The organism is Pseudomonas sp. SWRI111, assembly GCF_014268555.1.
Taxonomy (GTDB): Bacteria; Pseudomonadota; Gammaproteobacteria; order Pseudomonadales; family Pseudomonadaceae; genus Aquipseudomonas; species Aquipseudomonas hamedanensis.
This window is the reverse complement of sequence record NZ_JABWQQ010000001.1, coordinates 420,159-438,916: the sequence shown is the minus strand read 5'-3', so window position 1 is coordinate 438,916 and position 18,758 is coordinate 420,159. Positions and strand designations below refer to the sequence as shown.

Genomic DNA, 18,758 nt, shown 5'->3' with positions numbered 1-18,758 from the left:
TTTATAGAACAGTCAAACAACGGGTTCGGCTTATTAAGGCGTTACAGGTCCAATAACTTTCGCGCCATGCATTGCGCATTATCGGCGGCACTGTGATCACCCATCACAAGCGCTACGGTAATGGCACCGTCAATCAGGATCAGCAGCTGTTTGGCCAACAGTTGCGGGTTCTCGGCGCCATGTTCGGTACACAGCTCGCACACGTAGTCGAGCAACTTCTGTTTGTGTTCTTTGGCGACCAGACGAACAGGGTCACGCGCATCCCCGGTCTCGCCGCTGGTGTTGATAAAGGCGCAGCCGCGAAAGCCTTCCGAAGCGAACCAGCCCTTGAGTACGGTAAACAGGTTGAGCAGGCGATCGGCCGGGGTTTCGGCCTGGTCGACGGCGCTTCTGTACCAGTGCATCCAGCGCTGGTCGCGGCGTTGCAAGGCGGCGACGGTCAATGCGTCCTTGTCGGCAAAATAGCGGTAGATACTTTTTCTGGAGACGCCGGCGGTTTTCACCAGAAGATCCATACTGGTGGCGGCGATGCCACTTTTGTAGATCAACTTTTCGGTGACATCCAGGATGATGTCGCGTGTGTTGGTGCTGGCTGATTCGTTCATGCAGCAAACAGTAGAACGGATGTTCTCCTTGGTCAATTGAATATTTCGGTGTTTCTGGAATCCCTTTCGCGAGCAGGCTCGCTCCCACATTTGAAATGCATTTCCCTGTGGGAGCGAGCCTGCTCGCGATGCGCTGCTAAAGACACTGACAAGACCCGACGCAGACGATGGTGTAAGCTCTCAAACTCTTCGGATTCGAACCCATGCGAGCCTTATGCCGTTGCTTTTCAAACGTTCTCTGCTGCCCAAACTGCGCAGCTTTGCGCTGACCCCCGAGGCGGTCAGCATTGTGTCGAGCGCTGCCGAGTTCCGTCGTTGCCTGCTTGCGAAAATCGCCGCAGCGACCCAGCGCATCTACATCGTCGCGCTGTACTTGCAGCAGGACGAAGCCGGTCAGGAAATCCTTGATGCCCTGCACGCCGCCAAACTCAAGCGCCCGGAGCTGGAGATTGCCGTGGTGGTCGACTGGTTGCGGGCGCAGCGTGGGCTGATCGGTGCCGGCAAGCAGCCAGGCAACGCCGCCTGGTATCAGGACATGACCCGTACCCACCAGAGCGAAGTGCCGATCTACGGCGTACCGGTGCAAACCCGCGAACTGTTCGGCGTGCTGCACCTGAAAGGCTTTGTAATCGACGATAGCGTGGTGTACAGCGGCGCGAGCCTGAACAACGTTTATCTGCACAAGTTCGACAAGTACCGTTTCGACCGCTATCACGTGCTGCAAAACCAGGCGTTGGCGGATTCGATGCATCACCTGGTCAAGCATGGGCTGATCGAATCCAAAGCCGTGCACCGCCTCGATCTGCCGAACCTGCCGAGTACGCGCAGCCTGCGCAATGACATCGGCGATCTGCGCAGTCGCCTCAAATACGCCACTTACGACACCAGCGCCGGCAGCACGGCCAGGGAAGGCCTGTCGGTCAGCCCGCTGCTCGGCGTGGGCAAGAACAACCCGTTGAACCGGGCGATTCTCGAACTGATCGCCAGCGCGCAACAGCAACTGACCATTTGCACGCCGTACTTCAACCTGCCGCTGGGGGTGATCCGTGAGATCAACCGCGCGTTGGCCCGTGGCGTGAAGATCGATATCGTAGTCGGCGACAAGACCGCCAACGATTTCTACATTCCGCCGAGCGAGCCGTTCAAGGTGATTGCGGCGCTGCCGTATCTGTACGAAATCAGCCTGCGCCGTTTTGCCAAGCGCCATCAGCGCAACATCGACAGCGGCCAGTTGAATCTGCACTTGTGGCGCGACGGCGATAACACCTATCACCTCAAGGGCATGTGGGTCGATCAGCGCTACACCTTGCTGACCGGCAACAACCTCAACCCGCGGGCGTTCCGCCTCGATCTGGAAAACGCGCTGCTGATCGATGATCCCAAAGGCGAGTGGCTGGAGCCGCGGGCGCAGGAATTGGAAAACATCTTCCGCCATACCACGCGGATCGACAGCTTCCACACGCTGGAGACGCTACCGGATTACCCGGCGGGGGTGGCGAAGTTTCTCAAGCGGGTGAGTCGGGTGAGGATTGAGCGGTTGTTGTATCGGATTTTATAAGGGATCAAATTTATAGTGCAGCCAAAACCGCTATCGCGAGCAGGCTCACTCCTACAGGGGAACGCGTTCCAATTGTAGGAGTGAGCCTGCTCGCGATAGGGCATTAACAGACGCTACAAAAGGTCAATTCAGACCCAACTTCCCACGCATCATCGACAAATCTTCCGCCAGCGTATTCACCGGACCGACCAGCGCCTTGCGATCGTTGTCCTTGACCTTGTCGTAGGTTTCAAAGCCGCCATCGGCGGTCTTGTACCGGGCGAGGATCTTATCCACGGTTGCAAAATTCTTGTCGACCTTGGCCACAAACGCCTTGTCCTGCTGTTCGATCTGCGCACGGAACAAATCGACAATCTTTTTCGCGCCGTCGATGTTGCCCTGGAAGTCGTAAAGGTCAGTGTGGCTGTAGCGATCTTCCTCGCCGGAAATCTTCGTCGCCGCGACTTCCTCCAGCAGCGCCGCTGCGCCACCCACCACTTTTTCGGGCGGGAAGGTCAGGCCGGCGACACGGGTTTGCAGATCCTGCACGTCTTTGTTCAAACCGTCCGCCAAGGCATCCAGCCCCTTGGTGGATTTTTCCGCAAACAACGAATATTCAATGCGATGGAACCCGGTGAAGTCTTCAGCTTTCACGCCTTTTTCATGGTCGTCGACACGCGAGTCGATGGACGCGTCCAGATCACTGAACAGCTCGGCAATCGGCTCGATCGACTCGTAATAGACACGGGTCGGCGCGTAGAGCTTTTGCGCGGTGGCCAAGTCGCCTTTTTTCACCGCATCGGTGAACTGCTGGGTGTGACTGGCGAGTTCGTCGAGCTTTTCCGTGACATAAATCTTGTAGTCCGACACCGGCCCCACCAGATCCAGCGGCGCCGTGGCGGCGAACGCCGACAGCGGGGTGTTGAGCAAACCAAGGGTCAGCAATAACGCAAGTGGCGTTTTTTTCATGGGGGCGGCTCCAGTGTCGGTTGGGTGTTATGCGGTTGTTTGGGCGGATGTGGCGGCAAGCAGTGAGCGACCGATGAAGTCGTGATCGCCGGTGACGCCCGGCAAGGTGAAGAAATAACCGCCGCCGACCGGTTTGAGGTATTCCTCAAGCGGCTCGCCATTGAGGCGGGTCTGCACGGTGATGAAGCCTTTTTCCAGATCGGCCTGGTAGCAGATGAACAGCAGGCCCATGTCGAGCTGGCCGTTTTTGTTGACGCCGTTGGAATAGTTGAACGGCCGACGCAGGATCAGGTTGGCCTGGCTCGCGGCGGTGCGCGGGTTGGCCAGACGAATGTGCGCATCGAGTTTGGTCAGCTTGCCGGCTGGGTCTTTGCTGTAATCCGGCACTTCGCTTTCGCTGTGGCCGCCGATGGGCGCGCCGCTGCTTTTGACCCGGCCAAGAATGCTTTCCTGCTCCTGCAATGGCGTCCGGTCCCAGCGTTCGACGAAGTTACGGATAATGCGCACTGCTTGATAACTGCCATGGGCCGCCCAGGCCGGCTCATCGCTGTCCGGCTGCACCCAGACGATCCGGTCCATGGCTTTGCCATCGTTGGAATCAGGGTTGGCCGAACCATCGCGAAAGCCGAGAAAGTTGCGCGCCGATTGCGCCGGTACGCCGGGTTTGGTCGGCGCCTGGGGCGGCACGCTGCCTTCTTGTTTCCAACGCACCAGCAACAGGTCTGGCAGGTTTTTCACGATATCGCGCAGGGCGTGAATATTGGTGTCGGCGGTGTTCGCGCAGAACTGCAGGCTCAGGTCGCCGTGGCAGCTGTCGGCATCCAGCGCATCGTTGGGAAAACCGACCATGCGTTGCAGACGTTTGGGTTTCACCGCGGCCAGACCGAAGCGCTCATCGAACAGCGATTCGCCCACCGATACGGTAATGGTCAGGTTATCCGGAGTGACCACCGGGCCGAGAATGCCGGAGTCCGGCGGCGGCAGTTTCGGATCGATCTGCGCCACCGGGCCGCCCTTCATCAAAAAGGCGATGCGCTGGTTGAGGGTGCGAAACAGCCGCTCGAGGTCTTCGCGATCAGACGCCAGCACATCGAACGCTACCAGCATGCCTGAGGCTGGGCGTGGCGTGACGATGCCCGTCTGGTGCATCCCGTGGAAATCGTGGCGATCTTCGGTCTTGTCGCTGCTCGGCGCTTCGGTCACCTGCGCCGTGGCGGCGGCCATGGCCGGGCAGCTCAGGGCCGAACCGGCGAGGGCGACACCCGCGGCGCCCATGCCCATCAGGACGCGGCGACGCTGCAGATTGAGGGGTTCGATTTCTTTCATCGCGATAGGTCTTCTGCTTACAGGCCGGAGAGGCCGAGGGCGGGGTCGATGCCGTTCAAAGCCGTGGCCAGGGCCTTGGCTTTGTTGGCAATCTGCTGGCGTTGCTCGGCGGATACGGCGTCGTAACTGACGTAGCCGTCGGCGGACTTGAGGGCGTTGAGCTGGCTGTCGAAGTCGCCCAGCGCCTGGTCGATGTCTGGCAACAGGCCAGCGGCAGATTTGCTCAGCATTGGCCGCAACAGGTCGACGACCTTATGCGCGGTTTGCGCGTTGGCGGCGAAACCGTTCAGATCGCTGTGGCTGTAACGCTCCTCTTCACCGCTGGCGGCGCGAACGTCGGCGAGGCTGTTGAGGTTGCGCACGACGATGCTGACCAGTTGCTCCGGTGGCAGCGACTGGGCGAGCAACTGTTGTTTGAGGTCACTGACGTCGGCGAGCAGGCGCTGGGCAATCGGCGCAGCGGTGTCGAGTTTGCGTTGCTGAAACAGGGCATATTCGAGGCGATGGAAACCGACAAAAGCCGGGTCCTGCTCGCGCTTTTCAAAGTAATCGGCGCGGGCATTGATGCGGTTATCCAGCTCGGCCAGACGCTGCGCCGCCGGCGCCAGACGCTGATAAGCGGCACGCGCCGGCAAGTACAGCGCTTGCGCCTGACCAAGATCGCCGCTGGTAATCGCCTGATCCAGCGCCGTCACCGCTTTGATCAAGGCGCTGCCCTGAACGGCCAAATACACACGGAATTCCGACAGCGGTCCTACGAACGCGACCATCGACGGCTTGGCCCTGGCGGCGGCATCGGAGGCTGCCGTCGGCGTCACGTGCAAGGTGCCGCGCGGGTTGCTGAGCAAGCCACAGGTGATTGCGTAGTCGCCCGGTTGCAGATTGGCGTTGATCACCTGGCTCAGGCCCGGCGCGATGTTTTCACGCTCTTCGACCACCAGCACGCCATCGAGAATCTCCCACTCGACCGCACGCTCGGAGCGGTTGACGATGCGGAAACTGGCGCGTCCGGCCGGCACTGTCAGCGCATTGGGTTCGCAGCTGTGCGGATGGATGTTGACGACGATTTCGTCGTGGTTGTGTTGGCGCTTGGCCGCCGCCATGTTTGAGGCGTACCAGAACAGCCCGCCGGCGGCGATCATCAGCAGCACCGAGCCGGCCAGCGCCAAACGCAGGGCGCGGGGAAGCGAGGCCTGAGGGTTTTCAGTGTTAGACATGAGGGCTCTTATTGGCTGGAAACAGAAGTCGTGGGCGCCGCTTGGCCAAGGGCCGGCAGGAAGAACATCACCAGCGCCACCAAGAGGTAAATCAGGTAGGCGCCGAGGGTGCTCACGGTCGGCGCATCCTGATAACCGAACATGCCGGCCAGTACCGAGCCGAGCGGGCCGTCCATCGGCAGTGTCGCGCTGAAGTCGAAAAGCACGGTCTGCAGATGATTCCACAGTCCGGCTTCATGCAACGCCTGCACCGAGTTGGCGAGAATCCCGGCGGCGACCACGAGGATGAACAGTCCGGTCCACTTGAAGAACGCCGAGAGATTCAGGCGCAGGCTGCCGCTGTAGATCAGGAAGCCGACGATCACCGCCAGCACCAGCCCGAGCAGGGCACCGATCGGCGCGCCCGCACCTTCGCTTTGCTGGAACACGGCGAGCAGGAAGAACACGGTTTCCAGGCCTTCGCGAGCGACGGCGAAAAAGACCATGGCGATCAGTGCAATGACTTGATGGTTCGATGCCGTCAGCGCCTGATCCAGCGAGGCGTGCAGCGAATGCTTGATCGACCGGGCGACCTTGCGCATCCAGAACACCATTGAACTGAGAATGCCAACCGCGAGCAAACCGACGACGCCTTCGAACAGTTCCTGCTGCTTTTGCGGGAATTCAGCGCTGACCAGTTCCAGACCACCGCCGACCAGCAGGGCGAGGGCGGCGGCGAGAAATACGCCAATCCACACGGCGGGCATCCACTGGCCACGCCCGGTTTGCTGCAGGTAGCTGGCAATGATGCCAACGATCAGCGCGGCCTCGATGCCTTCGCGCAGCATGATCAGAAAGGGAACGAGCATTCGGCAACCACGGTGATTTAGATAGGTGGCTAAGTTGTAACATAATGACACTCATTCCCAAATGGCATTGGTTGACATTTAGCTGAACCTGAGCTGAACAAACACAATCTTCGTTTCACACAGATCCCCTGTAGGAGTGAGCCTGCTCGCGATATCGGTCTATCAGTCACATCTTGTTAGCTGACACAACGCCATCGCGAGCAGGCTCACTCCTACAAGGGAACTGTGTGGGGGGCGGGAGGCTGGGTTAAGATGCCCACCACCCCAAAAACAACAAGGCTCACCTCGCTCCATGGCGGAAAAAGACACCATTGCCATCCAACTGGTGCGCGAAGCGCTGCTGCAAAGCTGTGCGCCGGGCGCGGCCACGGATGAGGCGTTGAACAAGGTCGGCATCGATCCGGCGTTGCTAATGACGGATCAGGGCAGGGTGCCGGCCTCGCAGTACGCCAGGCTCTGGCGTCTGCTGGCCCGGCGCGGCGATGACGAATTCTTCGGCATGGACCCGCGCAAGCTCAAGTCCGGCAGCCTGGCCTTTCTGTGCCGCAGCGCGATGGCGCAACCGACGTTGGCGGCGGGTCTGGAGAGCGGCTTGAGTTTTTTGTCGTTGATGCTTGAACGGCTGCCGGCGCAACTGGTGCGTCAGCAGAGCCTCGCCGAAATCGTCCTGCTCGAAGACGACGCAGACCCGCGCCGCGCCTTCACTTATTTCACTTATTGGATGATCGTCCACGGCGTCGCCTGTTGGCTGGCGGGGCGGCGAATACCGATTCTGGCAATTGAGCTGCGTTGCGCGGAACCGGCGTTCATCGATGACTATCAGGTGATGTTCTCCGACAACCTGCGCTTCGACCGCCCGCGCACGCGGATGATTTTTTCCGCCGATTGCCTCGATCTGCCGATCAAGCGTAGTGCCGAAGAACTGAAACGCTTCCTGGCTCACGCCCCGGCCAACATTCTGGTGAAGTACCGCGACCCGCAAAGCCTCGCCAGTCGGATCAAGCACGATCTACGGCAACTGCCAGCCGAACAGTGGCCCGAAACCGAGGCACTGGCCCAGCAACTGTGCATGTCCGCCTCGACCCTGCGCCGACGCCTGGCCGAAGAGGGGCAGACCTATCAAGGCCTCAAGGACAGCGTGCGCAAGGAGTTGGCAATCACTTGGCTGGCTGAGCCTTCGATCAGTTTTGTCGAGATTGCGGCGCGGCTGGGCTTTGCCGATGCCAGTTCGTTTTACAAAGCGTTTCGCAAGTGGTCCGGATCGAATCCTGGGCACTACCGGACGTTGATTCTCAACGAGGTCGTCTGACCCCGGCTTCGCGGCGCTTATAACGGCACTTTCGCGAGCAGGCTCGCTCCCACACTTTGCAATGCATTCTCCTGTGGGAGCGAGCCTGCTCGCGAAAGCGTCCGACCCGGCGACACATTTCCCAAGCCTTGGCCAAACCAGTCAGCCACTTTGATAGCTTTGACCATTGCCGCCCAAGCCCCGCAGCGCGACTATTCCCCTGTTGTTTACGGTTCCCAGCCTAATAAAAACACCGAGGGATTCTGGCAATGCGCGATTACCTGTCTGCCACCGCACAGTTCAATTATCAGCACACCGTGGAGGCCGCGCTCAGCGGTACGCTTGAGGCGCTCAACGCCTGTGTCGAATGTTGCGATCGCCATGCCTTGCCCGGGCGCATTGCGCTGTTCTGGGAAGGTCGCGACGGCGCCAGCGCGACGTACACGTTCAGCGATTTGCAGGACCAGGCCGCGCGTTTCGCCAATTTCCTTCTCGCCCAAGGTGTGCGCAAGGGCGACCGGGTCGCCGGTTTGCTGCCGCGCAACATCGAACTGCTCATCACCGTGTTCGCTACTTGGCGAATTGGCGCGGTGTATCAGCCGTTGTTTACCGCATTCGGCCCCAAAGCCCTCGAACACCGGCTGAACAGCTCCGGGGCGAAAGTCGTGGTCACTGACGCGGTCAACCGGTCGAAACTCGCCGAAGTTGCCGACTGCCCGACCATCGTTACGGTCGGCGGCAGCAAAGGCCAGGGCATCGTGCGCGGCGATTTCAGTTTCTGGGCCGAACTGGGCAATCACTCGAACATCTGCGAACCGGTACTGCTTAATGGCGAAGACCCGTTCCTGCTGATGTTCACCTCGGGCACCACCGGGCCGTCGAAAGCGCTGTCGGTGCCGCTTAAAGCGATCGTTGCATTCCAGAGTTACACCCGCGATGCGGTGGACCTGCGTCCCGAAGATGCCTTCTGGAACGTGGCCGATCCGGGCTGGGCCTACGGCATCTATTTCGGCGTCACCGGGCCGCTGGCGATGGGACACCCGATCACGTTCTACGACGGGCCGTTCACCCTTGAAAGCACCTGCCGGGTGATCAACAAGTACGGCATCACCAACCTCACCGGATCGCCGACGGCGTACCGTTTGCTGATTGCCGGCGGTGATACGTTCGCCAAGTCGGTCAAAGGCAAACTGCGCGTCGTCAGCAGCGCTGGCGAGCCGCTGAACCCGGAAGTCATCCGCTGGTTCGCCGACAACCTCGACGTGGTCATTCACGATCATTACGGCCAGACCGAGCTGGGCATGGTGCTGTGCAATCACCATGGCCTCGATCACCCGGTGCACATTGGCGCCGCCGGTTTCGCCTCGCCGGGCCATCGCATTGTTGTGCTGGACGAGCACTACAACGAGCTCGGGGCCGGACAGCCGGGCATCCTCGCCATTGACCGTGGGCAATCACCGATGTGCTGGTTCGGCGGTTACGAAGGCGCACCGACCAAGGCCTTCGTCGGCAATTACTACCTGAGCGGCGACACCGTGGAATGGAACCCGGACGGCAGCATCAGTTTTGTCGGTCGCAGCGATGATGTGATTACCACCTCCGGCTATCGCGTCGGCCCGTTCGACGTCGAAAGCGCGCTGATCGAACACCCGGCCGTGGTCGAAGCGGCGGTGGTCGGCAAACCCGACCCGGAGCGCACCGAACTGGTCAAAGCCTTTGTCGTGTTGAGTGCGCAATATCGCGCGGCGCCGGAGCTGGCCGAAGAACTGCGCCAGCACGTGCGCAAGCGCCTGGCCGCGCATTCCTACCCGCGTGAAATCGAATTTGTCAGCGAATTGCCCAAGACCCCCAGTGGCAAATTGCAGCGCTTTATCTTGCGCAACCAGGAAATCGCCAAGGCTCAAGAGGCCGCGGCGCACAACGTTTCAGCTTGAATCCAAGGGAACACCGACATGCAGATCGACAACAAGGTTTTTATCGTCACCGGCGGCGCTTCTGGCCTCGGCGCCGCCACGGCTGAGCTGCTGGTGAACGCCGGTGCCAAGGTGATGCTCGTGGACATGAATGCCGAAGCGCTCGCCGCTCAAGCCCGGCGCCTGGGTGCGCAAAGCGTCGTCGCGGATATCAGCAACGAAGCCGCGGCCGAAGCCGCCGTGCAGGCGACCGTCGCCGCGTTTGGCAGCCTCAACGGTCTGGTCAACTGCGCCGGCATCGTCCGGGGCGAGAAGATCCTCGGCAAGAACGGTCCGCATGCGCTGGCCAGTTTCGCCCAGGTCATCAACGTCAACCTGGTCGGCAGTTTCAACATGCTGCGTCTGGCGGCTGCGGCCATTGCAGAAAGCGAAGCCAATGCCGACGGCGAACGCGGCGTGATCATCAACACCGCCTCGGTCGCCGCGTTCGACGGGCAGATTGGCCAGGCCGCGTATTCGGCATCGAAAGGCGCGATTGCCAGCCTGACCCTGCCGGCCGCCCGCGAACTGGCGCGTTTCGGCATTCGCGTAATGACCATCGCCCCGGGCATTTTCGAAACCCCGATGATGGCCGGCATGACCCCCGAAGTGCGCGACTCGCTGGCCGCCGGCGTGCCGTTCCCGCCGCGCCTGGGCAAGCCGGCCGAGTACGCCGCGCTGGTGCGGCACATCATCGAAAACAGCATGCTCAATGGCGAGGTGATCCGTCTCGACGGCGCCTTGCGCATGGCGGCCAAGTAAGGAGGAACCATCATGACTGTTTCCAACGATCCGATTGTTATCGTCAGTGCCGTGCGTACGCCAATGGGTGGCTTTCAGGGCGAGCTGAAAAGCCTCACCGCTCCACAACTCGGCGCCGCCGCGATCAAGGCCGCGGTTGAACGCGCCGGTGTCGCCAGCGATGCGGTTGATGAAGTGCTGTTCGGTTGCGTATTGCCCGCCGGCCTCGGTCAGGCTCCGGCACGTCAGGCCGCGCTGGGCGCCGGGCTGGATAAATCCACCCGCTGCACCACCGTCAACAAGATGTGCGGCTCGGGCATGCAAACCACCATCATGGCCCATGACATGCTGCTCGCGGGCAGTGCCGATGTGGTCATCGCTGGCGGTATGGAGAGCATGTCCAACTCGCCGTACTTGCTGGATCGTGCCCGCGCCGGTTATCGCATGGGCCATGGCCGTGTGCTCGACTCGATGTTCCTCGACGGCCTCGAAGACGCCTATGACAAGGGGCGCTTGATGGGCACCTTCGCCGAGGATTGCGCCGAGACCAACGGCTTCAGCCGCGAAGCCCAGGACGCCTTCGCCATCGCCTCGACCACCCGCGCACAGCAGGCGATCAAGGATGGCAGCTTCCAGGACGAAATCGTCCCACTGACCGTGACCGTCGGCAAAGAACAGGTGCTGATCAGTCACGACGAGCAACCGCCGAAAGCCAAACTCGACAAAGTTGCCTCGCTGAAACCGGCCTTCCGCGAAGGCGGCACGGTGACGGCGGCGAACTCCAGTTCGATCTCCGATGGCGCTGCTGCGCTGGTGCTGATGCGCCAGTCTCACGCGCAGCAACTGGGCCTCACGCCACTGGCGGTGATTCATGGTCATGCGGCGTTCGCCGACACGCCGGGGCTGTTTCCGACCGCGCCGATCGGCGCGATCAAAACCCTGCTGAAGCGGACTGGATGGGCGCTGGATCAGGTTGATCTGTTTGAAGTCAACGAAGCGTTTGCCGTGGTCGGCATGGCGGCGATGACGCATCTGCAGATCCCGCACGACAAGCTCAATGTGCACGGCGGCGCCTGTGCGCTGGGACACCCGATCGGTGCGTCGGGCGCGCGGATTCTGGTGACGCTGCTGGCGGCGCTGCGGCAGAAACAGCTCAAACGCGGGATTGCGGCCATCTGCATTGGCGGCGGCGAAGCCACGGCCATGGCTGTGGAATGCCTCTATTGAGGTAAACAACAATCACTGTGGGAGCGAGCTTGCTCGCGAAGGCGTTCTGTCAGCCAACATTAGGGTTGAATGACACACCGCCTTCGCGAGCAAGCTCGCTCCCACAGGGGTTCTTTGTGGTAACCCGGATTTAAGGATTCACCATGATTCCCAACCAAGACCAACAACAGATCCGTGACATGGCCCGGCAGTTTGCCGAGGAGCGTCTCAAACCGTTCGCTGCCGAGTGGGATCGCGAACACCGGTTCCCCAAAGAGGCCATCTCTGAGATGGCTGAACTGGGCTTCTTCGGCATGCTCGTGCCGGAGCAGTGGGGTGGCTGCGAAACCGGCTATCTTGCCTATGCCATGGCCCTGGAGGAAATCGCTGCCGGCGATGGCGCCTGCTCGACGATCATGAGCGTGCACAACTCGGTCGGTTGCGTGCCGATTCTCAAGTTCGGCAACGACGATCAGCGCGAGCGGTTCCTCAAGCCGTTGGCCAGCGGCGCCATGCTCGGCGCCTTTGCCCTGACCGAACCGCAGGCCGGTTCTGACGCCAGCAGCCTGAAAACCCGCGCGCGCCTGGAAGGCGATCACTACGTGCTCAATGGCTGCAAACAATTCATCACTTCCGGGCAGAATGCCGGGGTGGTGATTGTGTTTGCCGTGACCGATCCGAGCGCCGGCAAGCGCGGCATCAGCGCGTTTATCGTGCCGACCGATTCGCCGGGCCATAAGGTCGCGCGGGTCGAAGACAAACTCGGCCAGCACGCTTCAGACACCTGCCAGATTCTCTTTGAGGACGTCAAAGTCCCGGTAGCCAATCGGCTGGGCGAGGAGGGCGAGGGCTATAAAATCGCCCTGGCGAATCTTGAGGGCGGCCGCGTCGGTATTGCTTCCCAGGCCGTCGGCATGGCGCGCGCCGCGTTCGAAGCGGCGCGTGATTACGCCCGCGAGCGCGACACCTTCGGCAAGCCGATCATCGAACACCAGGCCGTCGCGTTCCGCCTCGCCGACATGGCCACGCAGATCGCCGTGGCCCGGCAGATGGTGCATTACGCTGCGGCCCTGCGCGACAGCGGTCAGCCGGCGCTGGTGGAGGCGTCGATGGCCAAACTGTTTGCTTCGGAAATGGCCGAAAAGGTCTGCTCAATGGCGTTGCAAACCCTCGGCGGTTACGGTTACCTCAACGACTTCCCGCTGGAACGCATTTACCGCGATGTGCGTGTCTGCCAGATCTACGAAGGCACCAGCGACATTCAACGCATGGTCATTTCGCGCAATCTCTGACAAGGAATTTTATTCATGACTTACGAAACGATCCTCCTGGACATCCGCGACCGCGTTGGCCTGATTACCCTCAACCGGCCCCAGGCGCTGAATGCCTTGAACGCGCAACTGGTCAGCGAAGTGAACCACGCCCTCGACGCGCTGGAAGCCGACGCGAACATTGGCTGCATCGTCCTCACGGGGTCGAAAAAAGCCTTTGCCGCCGGTGCCGACATCAAGGAAATGGCCGAGCTGACCTATCCGCAGATCTACATGGACGATCTGTTCAGTGACAGCGATCGCGTCGCCAACCGACGCAAGCCGATCATCGCCGCAGTCAACGGCTTTGCCCTTGGCGGTGGGTGTGAACTGGCGCTGATGTGCGACTTCATTCTGGCCGGCGACAACGCCAGATTCGGCCAACCGGAAATCAACCTTGGCGTCCTTCCGGGCATGGGCGGCACCCAGCGCCTGACCCGCGCCGTGGGCAAGGCCAAAGCCATGGACATGTGCCTGAGCGGGCGCATGATCGATGCCGTGGAAGCCGAGCGCTGCGGCATCGTCGCGCGCATCGTGCCGAGCGATGAATTGCTGGAAGAAGCGCTGAAGGTTGCGGCGGTGATTGCCAGCAAGTCACTGCCGATTGCGATGATGATCAAGGAAAGCGTTAACCGCGCTTTTGAAGTGAACCTGACTGAAGGCGTACGCTTTGAGCGCCGGGTGTTCCATGCGGCGTTTGCCACCCAGGATCAGAAGGAAGGGATGGCCGCGTTTGTCGGTAAGCGCGACCCGGTATTCCGGGGCAAGTGATGCAGCGTCCGGGCTGACGCCTTCGCGAGCAGGCTCGCTCCCACAGGGATTTTGCAGTGGGTCGTAATAACTACGGCACACACCAGAACCTGTAGGAGCGAGCCTGCTCGCGATGGCGGTTTGTCAGTCAATATATCTGCTGACTGACCCACTGCCTTCGGGAGCAAGCCCCCTCCCACAGGGATTTTGCAGTGGGCCGTAATAACTACGGCACACACCGGAACCTGTAGGAGTGAGCCTGCTCGCGATGGCGGTTTGTCAGTCAATATATCTGCTGACTGACCCACCGCCTTCGGGAGCAAGCCCCCTCCCACATTGAATCTGCGCTGCACAGACATTCCTTGTGGGAGCGAGCCTGCTCGCGAAGCTTTTAGAGCTGATAGTTTTTCAGATCCCGCGCAATCACCATCCGCTGTATCTCGCTCGACCCTTCATAAATCTGAGTAATCCGCGCATCACGGTAGTACTTCTCGACCGGATAATCCTCGAGATAGCCGTAGCCGCCATGAATCTGGATCGCCGAGGAGCACACTTTCTCGGCCATTTCCGAAGCAAACAGCTTGGCCTGCGACGCCTCGGACAGGCAGGGTTTGCCCGCCGTGCGCAACCGCGCCGCATGCAGAATCATCAACCGGGCTGCGTTGATTTGCATGTGCATGTCCGCCAGCAGGTTGGCGATGCTCTGGTGCTCGATGATCGGTTTGTCGAACTGCACCCGGTCTTTCGAATACGCCAGCGCCGCTTCGAACGCCGCCCGGGCGATGCCCAGCGCTTGCGCGGCGATGCCGATACGGCCGCCTTCAAGGTTGGACAGGGCAATCGCCAGTCCCTTGCCGCGCTCGCCCAGCAGATTTGCTTCAGCAATGGCGCAGTTATTGAGCGTCACCGCGCAGGTATCGGACGCGCGGATACCCATCTTGTGCTCAGTGCGGTCGACGATGAATCCCGGTGTGTCGGTCGGCACCAGAAACGCCGAGAGGCCTTTCTTGCCCAGGTCCGGATCGGTCACGGCGAACACGATCGCCAGTTTCGCCCGCTTGCCGTTGCTGACAAATTGCTTGGCGCCGTTGATCACCCATTGGCCGTCACGCAATTCAGCGCGGGTGCGCAGGTTGTGTGCTTCGGAACCCGCTTGGGGTTCGGTCAGGCAGAAGCAACCAATAGTTTCACCGCTGGCCAGCGATGCCAGCCAGGTCTGTTTCTGTGCTTCGCTGCCGTAGTTGAGCACCGGACCGCAGCCGACCGAGTTATGGATGCTCATGAACGCGCCCGTCGCGCCATCGCCGGCAGAAATCTCTTCCACGGCCAGTGCGTAAGCGACGTAATCCACGTAAGTGCCGCCCCATTCTTCAGGCACCACCATGCCGAGCAGGCCCAGCTCGCCCATTTTCGCAACCAGGGCGTCGTCGATCCAGCCGGCCTTTTCCCAGGCTTGCGCGTGGGGGGCGATTTCGCCGCGGGCAAAGTCCCGGGCCATGTCGCGGATCATCACTTGTTCTTCAGTCAGTTCGAGATCGTGCATGGCTCAGTTCCCGCTTTCATCAAAACCGTGGAAGAAACTCGCAACCTTCGCCGCGTCCAGCCCTGCGAGGGTTGGCGGGTTCCAGCGAGGTGACTTGTCCTTGTCGATCAGCAGCGCGCGGACGCCTTCAATCAAGTCGCCACGGGCGAACCACTGGCGATCCAGATGCAGTTCAAGGGCGAAGCAGTGTTCCAGGCTCAAGTGGCGACCGCGACGGAGCATTTCCAGAGTCACCGCCATGGCCAGCGGCGAGCGGGTTTCGAGCAGATCGGCCGTGGCGGTGGCCCATTCATGGCTGTCGGCGACGGTTACGGCACGCAGTTGCTCGACCATGCTTGACACGTCGGGCAAGGCAAAAAAGTGGTCGATGACCGGGCGCAGCGTTTGCAGCGGCGCATCAGGCAGGGTCTGCACGGCGTGTTTTGCCAGCAGGTTCTGCAGGGCCTTGAGCGGCGTGTCCTGCCACTCCATCTGGTCGAGTTTCTCGTCGAGCAGCGACAGTTTGCTGCTGTCCAGGTACCAGTCGGCCAGCCCGCAGTACAACGCATCGGCTGCACGAATCTGCACGCCGCTGACACCCAGGTAAATCCCCAGTTCGCCGGGAATGCGCGAGAGAAAATAGCTGCCGCCGACATCCGGGAAATAGCCGATGGCAACTTCCGGCATCGCCAGACGACTTTTCTCGGTGACCACCCGCAGGTCGGCGCCTTGCACCAGGCCCATGCCGCCGCCGAGGACGAAACCGTCCATCAAGGCCAGCACCGGTTTGCGGTAGTGATGAAGGGTCAGGTCGAGGGCGTATTCCTCGACGAAGAAATCTTCGTGCAGGGTGTCGCCGCTTTTGTAACTGTCGTACAGCGATCGAATATCGCCACCGGCACAGAACGCTTTCTCACCGGCACCGCGCAGGACCACCGCGTTGACATCGGCGTCCGTCGCCCAGGCGTCGAGCTGGCGTTGCAGCTGGCGCACCATGTCGAGGGTGATGGCGTTGAGGCCGGCGGGGCGATTGAGGGTCAGGTGCCCGATGTGGTTACGCACCTCGGCCAGCACTTCGTTTTGCGTGGCATCCATGGACGGGGTCCGCGGGGATGAAGCCTGAGCTGTCATCAGTAACTCCCTGCTTTTATTGTCTTTATTCGAGAAGCTCGCGCGCGAGCGTTAACGGATCCTAACAGTGCAAATTTGCCTTGTACAACGTGGATATGTGCAGGGGGAGTCTGCGTTTTTGCCTTACCGCAAAATGATCAGCGGGTGAAGACTTCGCCGATGCTGCGGCGCTTGGCGTGCAGTTCGGTGGCGTGGATCAGCCGTTCGAGGTCTTCGGGGGTGACGTCGATGAAGGCTTCCATGTCTGCCAGTGCGCGCTTGAGGTCTTCGGCGGTAATGGCCTGGCTGTCGACCGGAACCACCGGCGGGGCCGGATCGGCCGGGCGTTTCGGGTAGCGAATGCGCGTCAGGTTGTTGTAGGCCAGGGCGCTGGCAAGCATGCACGCCGCGCCGAGCATCACCGGTTCCATGGCTTTCCAGTCCAGAGCGATGGTCGCCGGGTCGGCCAGCACCAGAGTCAGCGCGAGGGCGCCGGCCGGTGGGTGCAGGCAACGCAGCCAGCACATCAGGATGAGCGCCATGCCCGCCGCCAGACAGGCGCTGCCGAGGGTGCGCCCGAGTACGTGAGCGACCAGCAACGCAACGACGCCGGCACACAGATAGCCACCGAGAATCGACCACGGCTGGGCGAGGGCGCCGGAGGAGACGGCGAACAGCAGCACGGCCGACGCGCCTAATGGGCCGATCAGGTGATAAGCGACTTCATGACCGAACACCTGGGCACACAGCCACACGCTGAACAGCGTGCCCAGCGCCATGCCGATGGCGGCGCGGCTCCATTCGGAGGGGCGAGTGTTGATGGCGGCGGGCAACCAGCGAGCAAGCATGTAGAGCCAATCCTTAACAAAATCCGGGCAAAAAAAAGGACTTGTCCGGCAAATCCGGAAAGCCCTCGAAGCGTTCCAACATTGGGGGAGGAACGCGCACAGTGTGCCGTTCCGTGACGATGCTGACAAATTCATATAAATGCAGCTTTAGTGCATTATTTTTGAGTTATGGCGATGCGTCGACCGCTCATGAAACACAAGTAGCCGCCTACTGCGGCCAATGCGCTCAAAGCGTAAAACATGCTCGGCGCCGGCGTGTGCATCAGCAGAAAACCGCATATGACCGGGCTGGCCGCACCGCCCAGCGCCGCCAGGTTCTGCGCGCCGTAGTAGCTGCCGCGCAAGTGTTCCGGGGCCAACGTGTCGACAAATAGAAAGTCTGCGGGATAGATGATCATCTCGCCCAGGGTAAAGATGAACATCGCCACGCACCAACCGACGAGACTGTCGGCCAGACTGAAGCCGATCAGCCCAACGATGAACAGGGCGGTGCCGCCGGCAATCCAGTGGCGCAGGCGTTCGCGGGTCAGCAAACGGCCGACCTGATATTGCAGCAGGATTACGGTGATCGCGTTGCAGGCGAGCAGGGCGGCCATGGTGTCGAGCGTCTGTTGCTGGGTGTGGGTGACCAACAGGTATTGCGACAAATACAAGGTGAAGCGCCCGTGCACCAAGGTGGTGAGCAGGCAACCGAGGGTGAACAGGACCATCGTGCGGTCGTTTTTCAGAATGATCAGCGTGTTCACAAAGCTCGGAGGTGGGTTGATCGATGATTCCGGCTTGGCGTCCCTGCCGACGCCGAGCAACAGAAAAATGCTGCCAATGGCAATTGCCCCTGCGACCAGAAACGGCGCCGCAGGCTCTACACCGGCGATCACCACGCCGATCATCGGACCGACCGCATAGCCGATATTGGTCAAGGTGTAATTGAGGGAGAACGCCTTGACCCGTTGGCCCACCGGCAGGTTTTCACTGAGGATGGCCTTGGAGCAGATCAGGAACAGGGCAGACGCCGTTTCGCTGATGATCAGCACCAGGGTGGTCAGATACAGGTTCTGTGCGAAGGTCAGCAGGATCAGACCGATCCCGCTTGAGAGCATGGTCAGGATCAGCAGGCGGCGCTTGTCCAGGCGGTCGATGATGTAACCGCCGTAAAGCGAAAGTAGCGTGGCGCTGAATACCGCGATCCCCAGCAACAGCCCGACGTCCTGGGGGTTGAGCCCGAGAGTGTTGCTGAGGAACAAGGTCAACAACGGGCTGATCAGGGCGCGGCTGATGACGACGCTCAACGAACTGATCATCAAGCGGCGGATGAGGCGCGAGTAGGTGGCCACGGAGGTCAATGTCCTTATTTCAAAGCCGGGCGGGCGAACGCTATCCTCTCTGTGCAGGCTCTGCCGGTCAAGCTGAGACATATCTGTGGCCGGGGCTTGCTCCAACAGACCTGGTGAACACCGGGGCATTTACTGACCATCACAAAACCAATGTGGGAGGGGGCTTGCTCCCGAAAGCGGTGGGTCAGTCAGCAT

16 protein-coding genes are annotated in these 18,758 nt (G+C 61.0%); 7 read left to right on the top strand and 9 right to left on the bottom strand.

The genetic code is table 11. The features are described from left to right. Window positions 1-41 precede the first annotated feature (41 nt). On the bottom strand, window positions 42-605 hold the full coding sequence (locus HU755_RS01790; RefSeq protein WP_186630379.1) for a TetR/AcrR family transcriptional regulator: 564 nt from the start codon (window positions 603-605) through the stop codon (window positions 42-44). 214 nt (window positions 606-819) lie between these two features. Between HU755_RS01790 and pssA the strand changes: the two genes are divergently transcribed. After that, the gene (gene pssA / locus HU755_RS01785; protein WP_186548133.1) at window positions 820-2,163 is read left to right on the top strand and encodes a CDP-diacylglycerol--serine O-phosphatidyltransferase; all 1,344 of its coding nucleotides are present in this window, start codon (window positions 820-822) and stop codon (window positions 2,161-2,163) included. Window positions 2,164-2,286: 123 nt separating this feature from the next. On the opposite strand, the gene efeO (HU755_RS01780) is transcribed toward pssA, so the two are convergent. Genes efeO (HU755_RS01780) through efeU form a run of 4 tightly spaced genes read right to left on the bottom strand, consistent with a single transcriptional unit; the run spans window position 2,287 to window position 6,502 of the window. Then, window positions 2,287-3,111 (bottom strand): iron uptake system protein EfeO, encoded by an 825-nt coding sequence (gene efeO / locus HU755_RS01780; protein WP_186630378.1) that lies wholly within the window; start codon window positions 3,109-3,111, stop codon window positions 2,287-2,289. Between the two features lie 27 nt (window positions 3,112-3,138). After that, window positions 3,139-4,437 (bottom strand): iron uptake transporter deferrochelatase/peroxidase subunit, encoded by a 1,299-nt coding sequence (efeB, locus tag HU755_RS01775; protein WP_186630377.1) that lies wholly within the window; start codon window positions 4,435-4,437, stop codon window positions 3,139-3,141. 17 nt (window positions 4,438-4,454) lie between these two features. Then, a complete protein-coding gene (gene efeO / locus HU755_RS01770; RefSeq protein ID WP_186630376.1) occupies window positions 4,455-5,654 on the bottom strand; it encodes an iron uptake system protein EfeO in 1,200 nt (399 codons plus the stop codon). Between the two features lie 8 nt (window positions 5,655-5,662). Then, complete coding sequence (efeU, locus tag HU755_RS01765; RefSeq protein WP_186630375.1) at window positions 5,663-6,502, bottom strand: iron uptake transporter permease EfeU; 840 nt, start codon at window positions 6,500-6,502, stop codon at window positions 5,663-5,665. Window positions 6,503-6,794: 292 nt separating this feature from the next. On the opposite strand from efeU, the gene HU755_RS01760 reads away from it, so the two are divergent. The 6 genes from HU755_RS01760 (at window position 6,795) to HU755_RS01735 (ending at window position 13,770) form a co-directional block, all read left to right on the top strand. Further along, window positions 6,795-7,811: an AraC family transcriptional regulator gene (locus HU755_RS01760; RefSeq protein ID WP_186630374.1), complete on the top strand. Its 1,017-nt coding sequence runs from the start codon at window positions 6,795-6,797 to the stop codon at window positions 7,809-7,811. A gap of 248 nt (window positions 7,812-8,059) precedes the next feature. Further along, window positions 8,060-9,724 (top strand): AMP-binding protein, encoded by a 1,665-nt coding sequence (locus HU755_RS01755; protein ID WP_186619779.1) that lies wholly within the window; start codon window positions 8,060-8,062, stop codon window positions 9,722-9,724. Between the two features lie 18 nt (window positions 9,725-9,742). Continuing rightward, window positions 9,743-10,504, top strand: coding sequence for an SDR family NAD(P)-dependent oxidoreductase (locus HU755_RS01750; protein WP_186630373.1), 762 nt, complete (start codon window positions 9,743-9,745; stop codon window positions 10,502-10,504). 12 nt (window positions 10,505-10,516) lie between these two features. Then, the gene (locus tag HU755_RS01745; protein WP_186619777.1) at window positions 10,517-11,710 is read left to right on the top strand and encodes an acetyl-CoA C-acyltransferase; all 1,194 of its coding nucleotides are present in this window, start codon (window positions 10,517-10,519) and stop codon (window positions 11,708-11,710) included. 143 nt (window positions 11,711-11,853) lie between these two features. Continuing rightward, a complete protein-coding gene (locus tag HU755_RS01740; protein WP_186630372.1) occupies window positions 11,854-12,981 on the top strand; it encodes an acyl-CoA dehydrogenase in 1,128 nt (375 codons plus the stop codon). 15 nt (window positions 12,982-12,996) lie between these two features. Continuing rightward, entirely contained in the window at window positions 12,997-13,770 is a 774-nt protein-coding gene (locus HU755_RS01735) for an enoyl-CoA hydratase (RefSeq protein WP_186630371.1), read from the top strand. Between the two features lie 370 nt (window positions 13,771-14,140). Here the strand turns inward: HU755_RS01735 and HU755_RS01730 are convergent, their stop codons facing one another. From HU755_RS01730 to HU755_RS01715, 4 genes are all read right to left on the bottom strand, one after another. Then, window positions 14,141-15,292 (bottom strand): acyl-CoA dehydrogenase family protein, encoded by a 1,152-nt coding sequence (locus tag HU755_RS01730; RefSeq protein ID WP_186630370.1) that lies wholly within the window; start codon window positions 15,290-15,292, stop codon window positions 14,141-14,143. A gap of 3 nt (window positions 15,293-15,295) precedes the next feature. Next, window positions 15,296-16,402 (bottom strand): enoyl-CoA hydratase/isomerase family protein, encoded by a 1,107-nt coding sequence (locus HU755_RS01725; RefSeq protein ID WP_186630369.1) that lies wholly within the window; start codon window positions 16,400-16,402, stop codon window positions 15,296-15,298. 137 nt (window positions 16,403-16,539) lie between these two features. Continuing rightward, window positions 16,540-17,229: an HPP family protein gene (locus HU755_RS01720; RefSeq protein ID WP_186548156.1), complete on the bottom strand. Its 690-nt coding sequence runs from the start codon at window positions 17,227-17,229 to the stop codon at window positions 16,540-16,542. Between the two features lie 155 nt (window positions 17,230-17,384). Then, window positions 17,385-18,563 carry an MFS transporter gene (locus HU755_RS01715; RefSeq protein ID WP_186630368.1) on the bottom strand — a complete coding sequence of 393 codons (1,179 nt, stop codon included), beginning with the start codon at window positions 18,561-18,563 and terminating at the stop codon, window positions 17,385-17,387. Window positions 18,564-18,758: the final 195 nt, after the last annotated feature.

Bases quoted from the DNA above. Each gene is read 5' to 3' on its own strand.
- HU755_RS01790 (WP_186630379.1), bottom strand. From the start codon at position 605: ATGAACGAATCAGCCAGCACCAACACACGCGACATCATCCTGGATGTC.
- pssA (WP_186548133.1), top strand. From the start codon at position 820: ATGCCGTTGCTTTTCAAACGTTCTCTGCTGCCCAAACTGCGCAGCTTT.
- efeO (WP_186630378.1), bottom strand. From the start codon at position 3,111: ATGAAAAAAACGCCACTTGCGTTATTGCTGACCCTTGGTTTGCTCAAC.
- efeB (WP_186630377.1), bottom strand. From the start codon at position 4,437: ATGAAAGAAATCGAACCCCTCAATCTGCAGCGTCGCCGCGTCCTGATG.
- efeO (WP_186630376.1), bottom strand. From the start codon at position 5,654: ATGTCTAACACTGAAAACCCTCAGGCCTCGCTTCCCCGCGCCCTGCGT.
- efeU (WP_186630375.1), bottom strand. From the start codon at position 6,502: ATGCTCGTTCCCTTTCTGATCATGCTGCGCGAAGGCATCGAGGCCGCG.
- HU755_RS01760 (WP_186630374.1), top strand. From the start codon at position 6,795: ATGGCGGAAAAAGACACCATTGCCATCCAACTGGTGCGCGAAGCGCTG.
- HU755_RS01755 (WP_186619779.1), top strand. From the start codon at position 8,060: ATGCGCGATTACCTGTCTGCCACCGCACAGTTCAATTATCAGCACACC.
- HU755_RS01750 (WP_186630373.1), top strand. From the start codon at position 9,743: ATGCAGATCGACAACAAGGTTTTTATCGTCACCGGCGGCGCTTCTGGC.
- HU755_RS01745 (WP_186619777.1), top strand. From the start codon at position 10,517: ATGACTGTTTCCAACGATCCGATTGTTATCGTCAGTGCCGTGCGTACG.
- HU755_RS01740 (WP_186630372.1), top strand. From the start codon at position 11,854: ATGATTCCCAACCAAGACCAACAACAGATCCGTGACATGGCCCGGCAG.
- HU755_RS01735 (WP_186630371.1), top strand. From the start codon at position 12,997: ATGACTTACGAAACGATCCTCCTGGACATCCGCGACCGCGTTGGCCTG.
- HU755_RS01730 (WP_186630370.1), bottom strand. From the start codon at position 15,292: ATGCACGATCTCGAACTGACTGAAGAACAAGTGATGATCCGCGACATG.
- HU755_RS01725 (WP_186630369.1), bottom strand. From the start codon at position 16,402: ATGACAGCTCAGGCTTCATCCCCGCGGACCCCGTCCATGGATGCCACG.
- HU755_RS01720 (WP_186548156.1), bottom strand. From the start codon at position 17,229: ATGCTTGCTCGCTGGTTGCCCGCCGCCATCAACACTCGCCCCTCCGAA.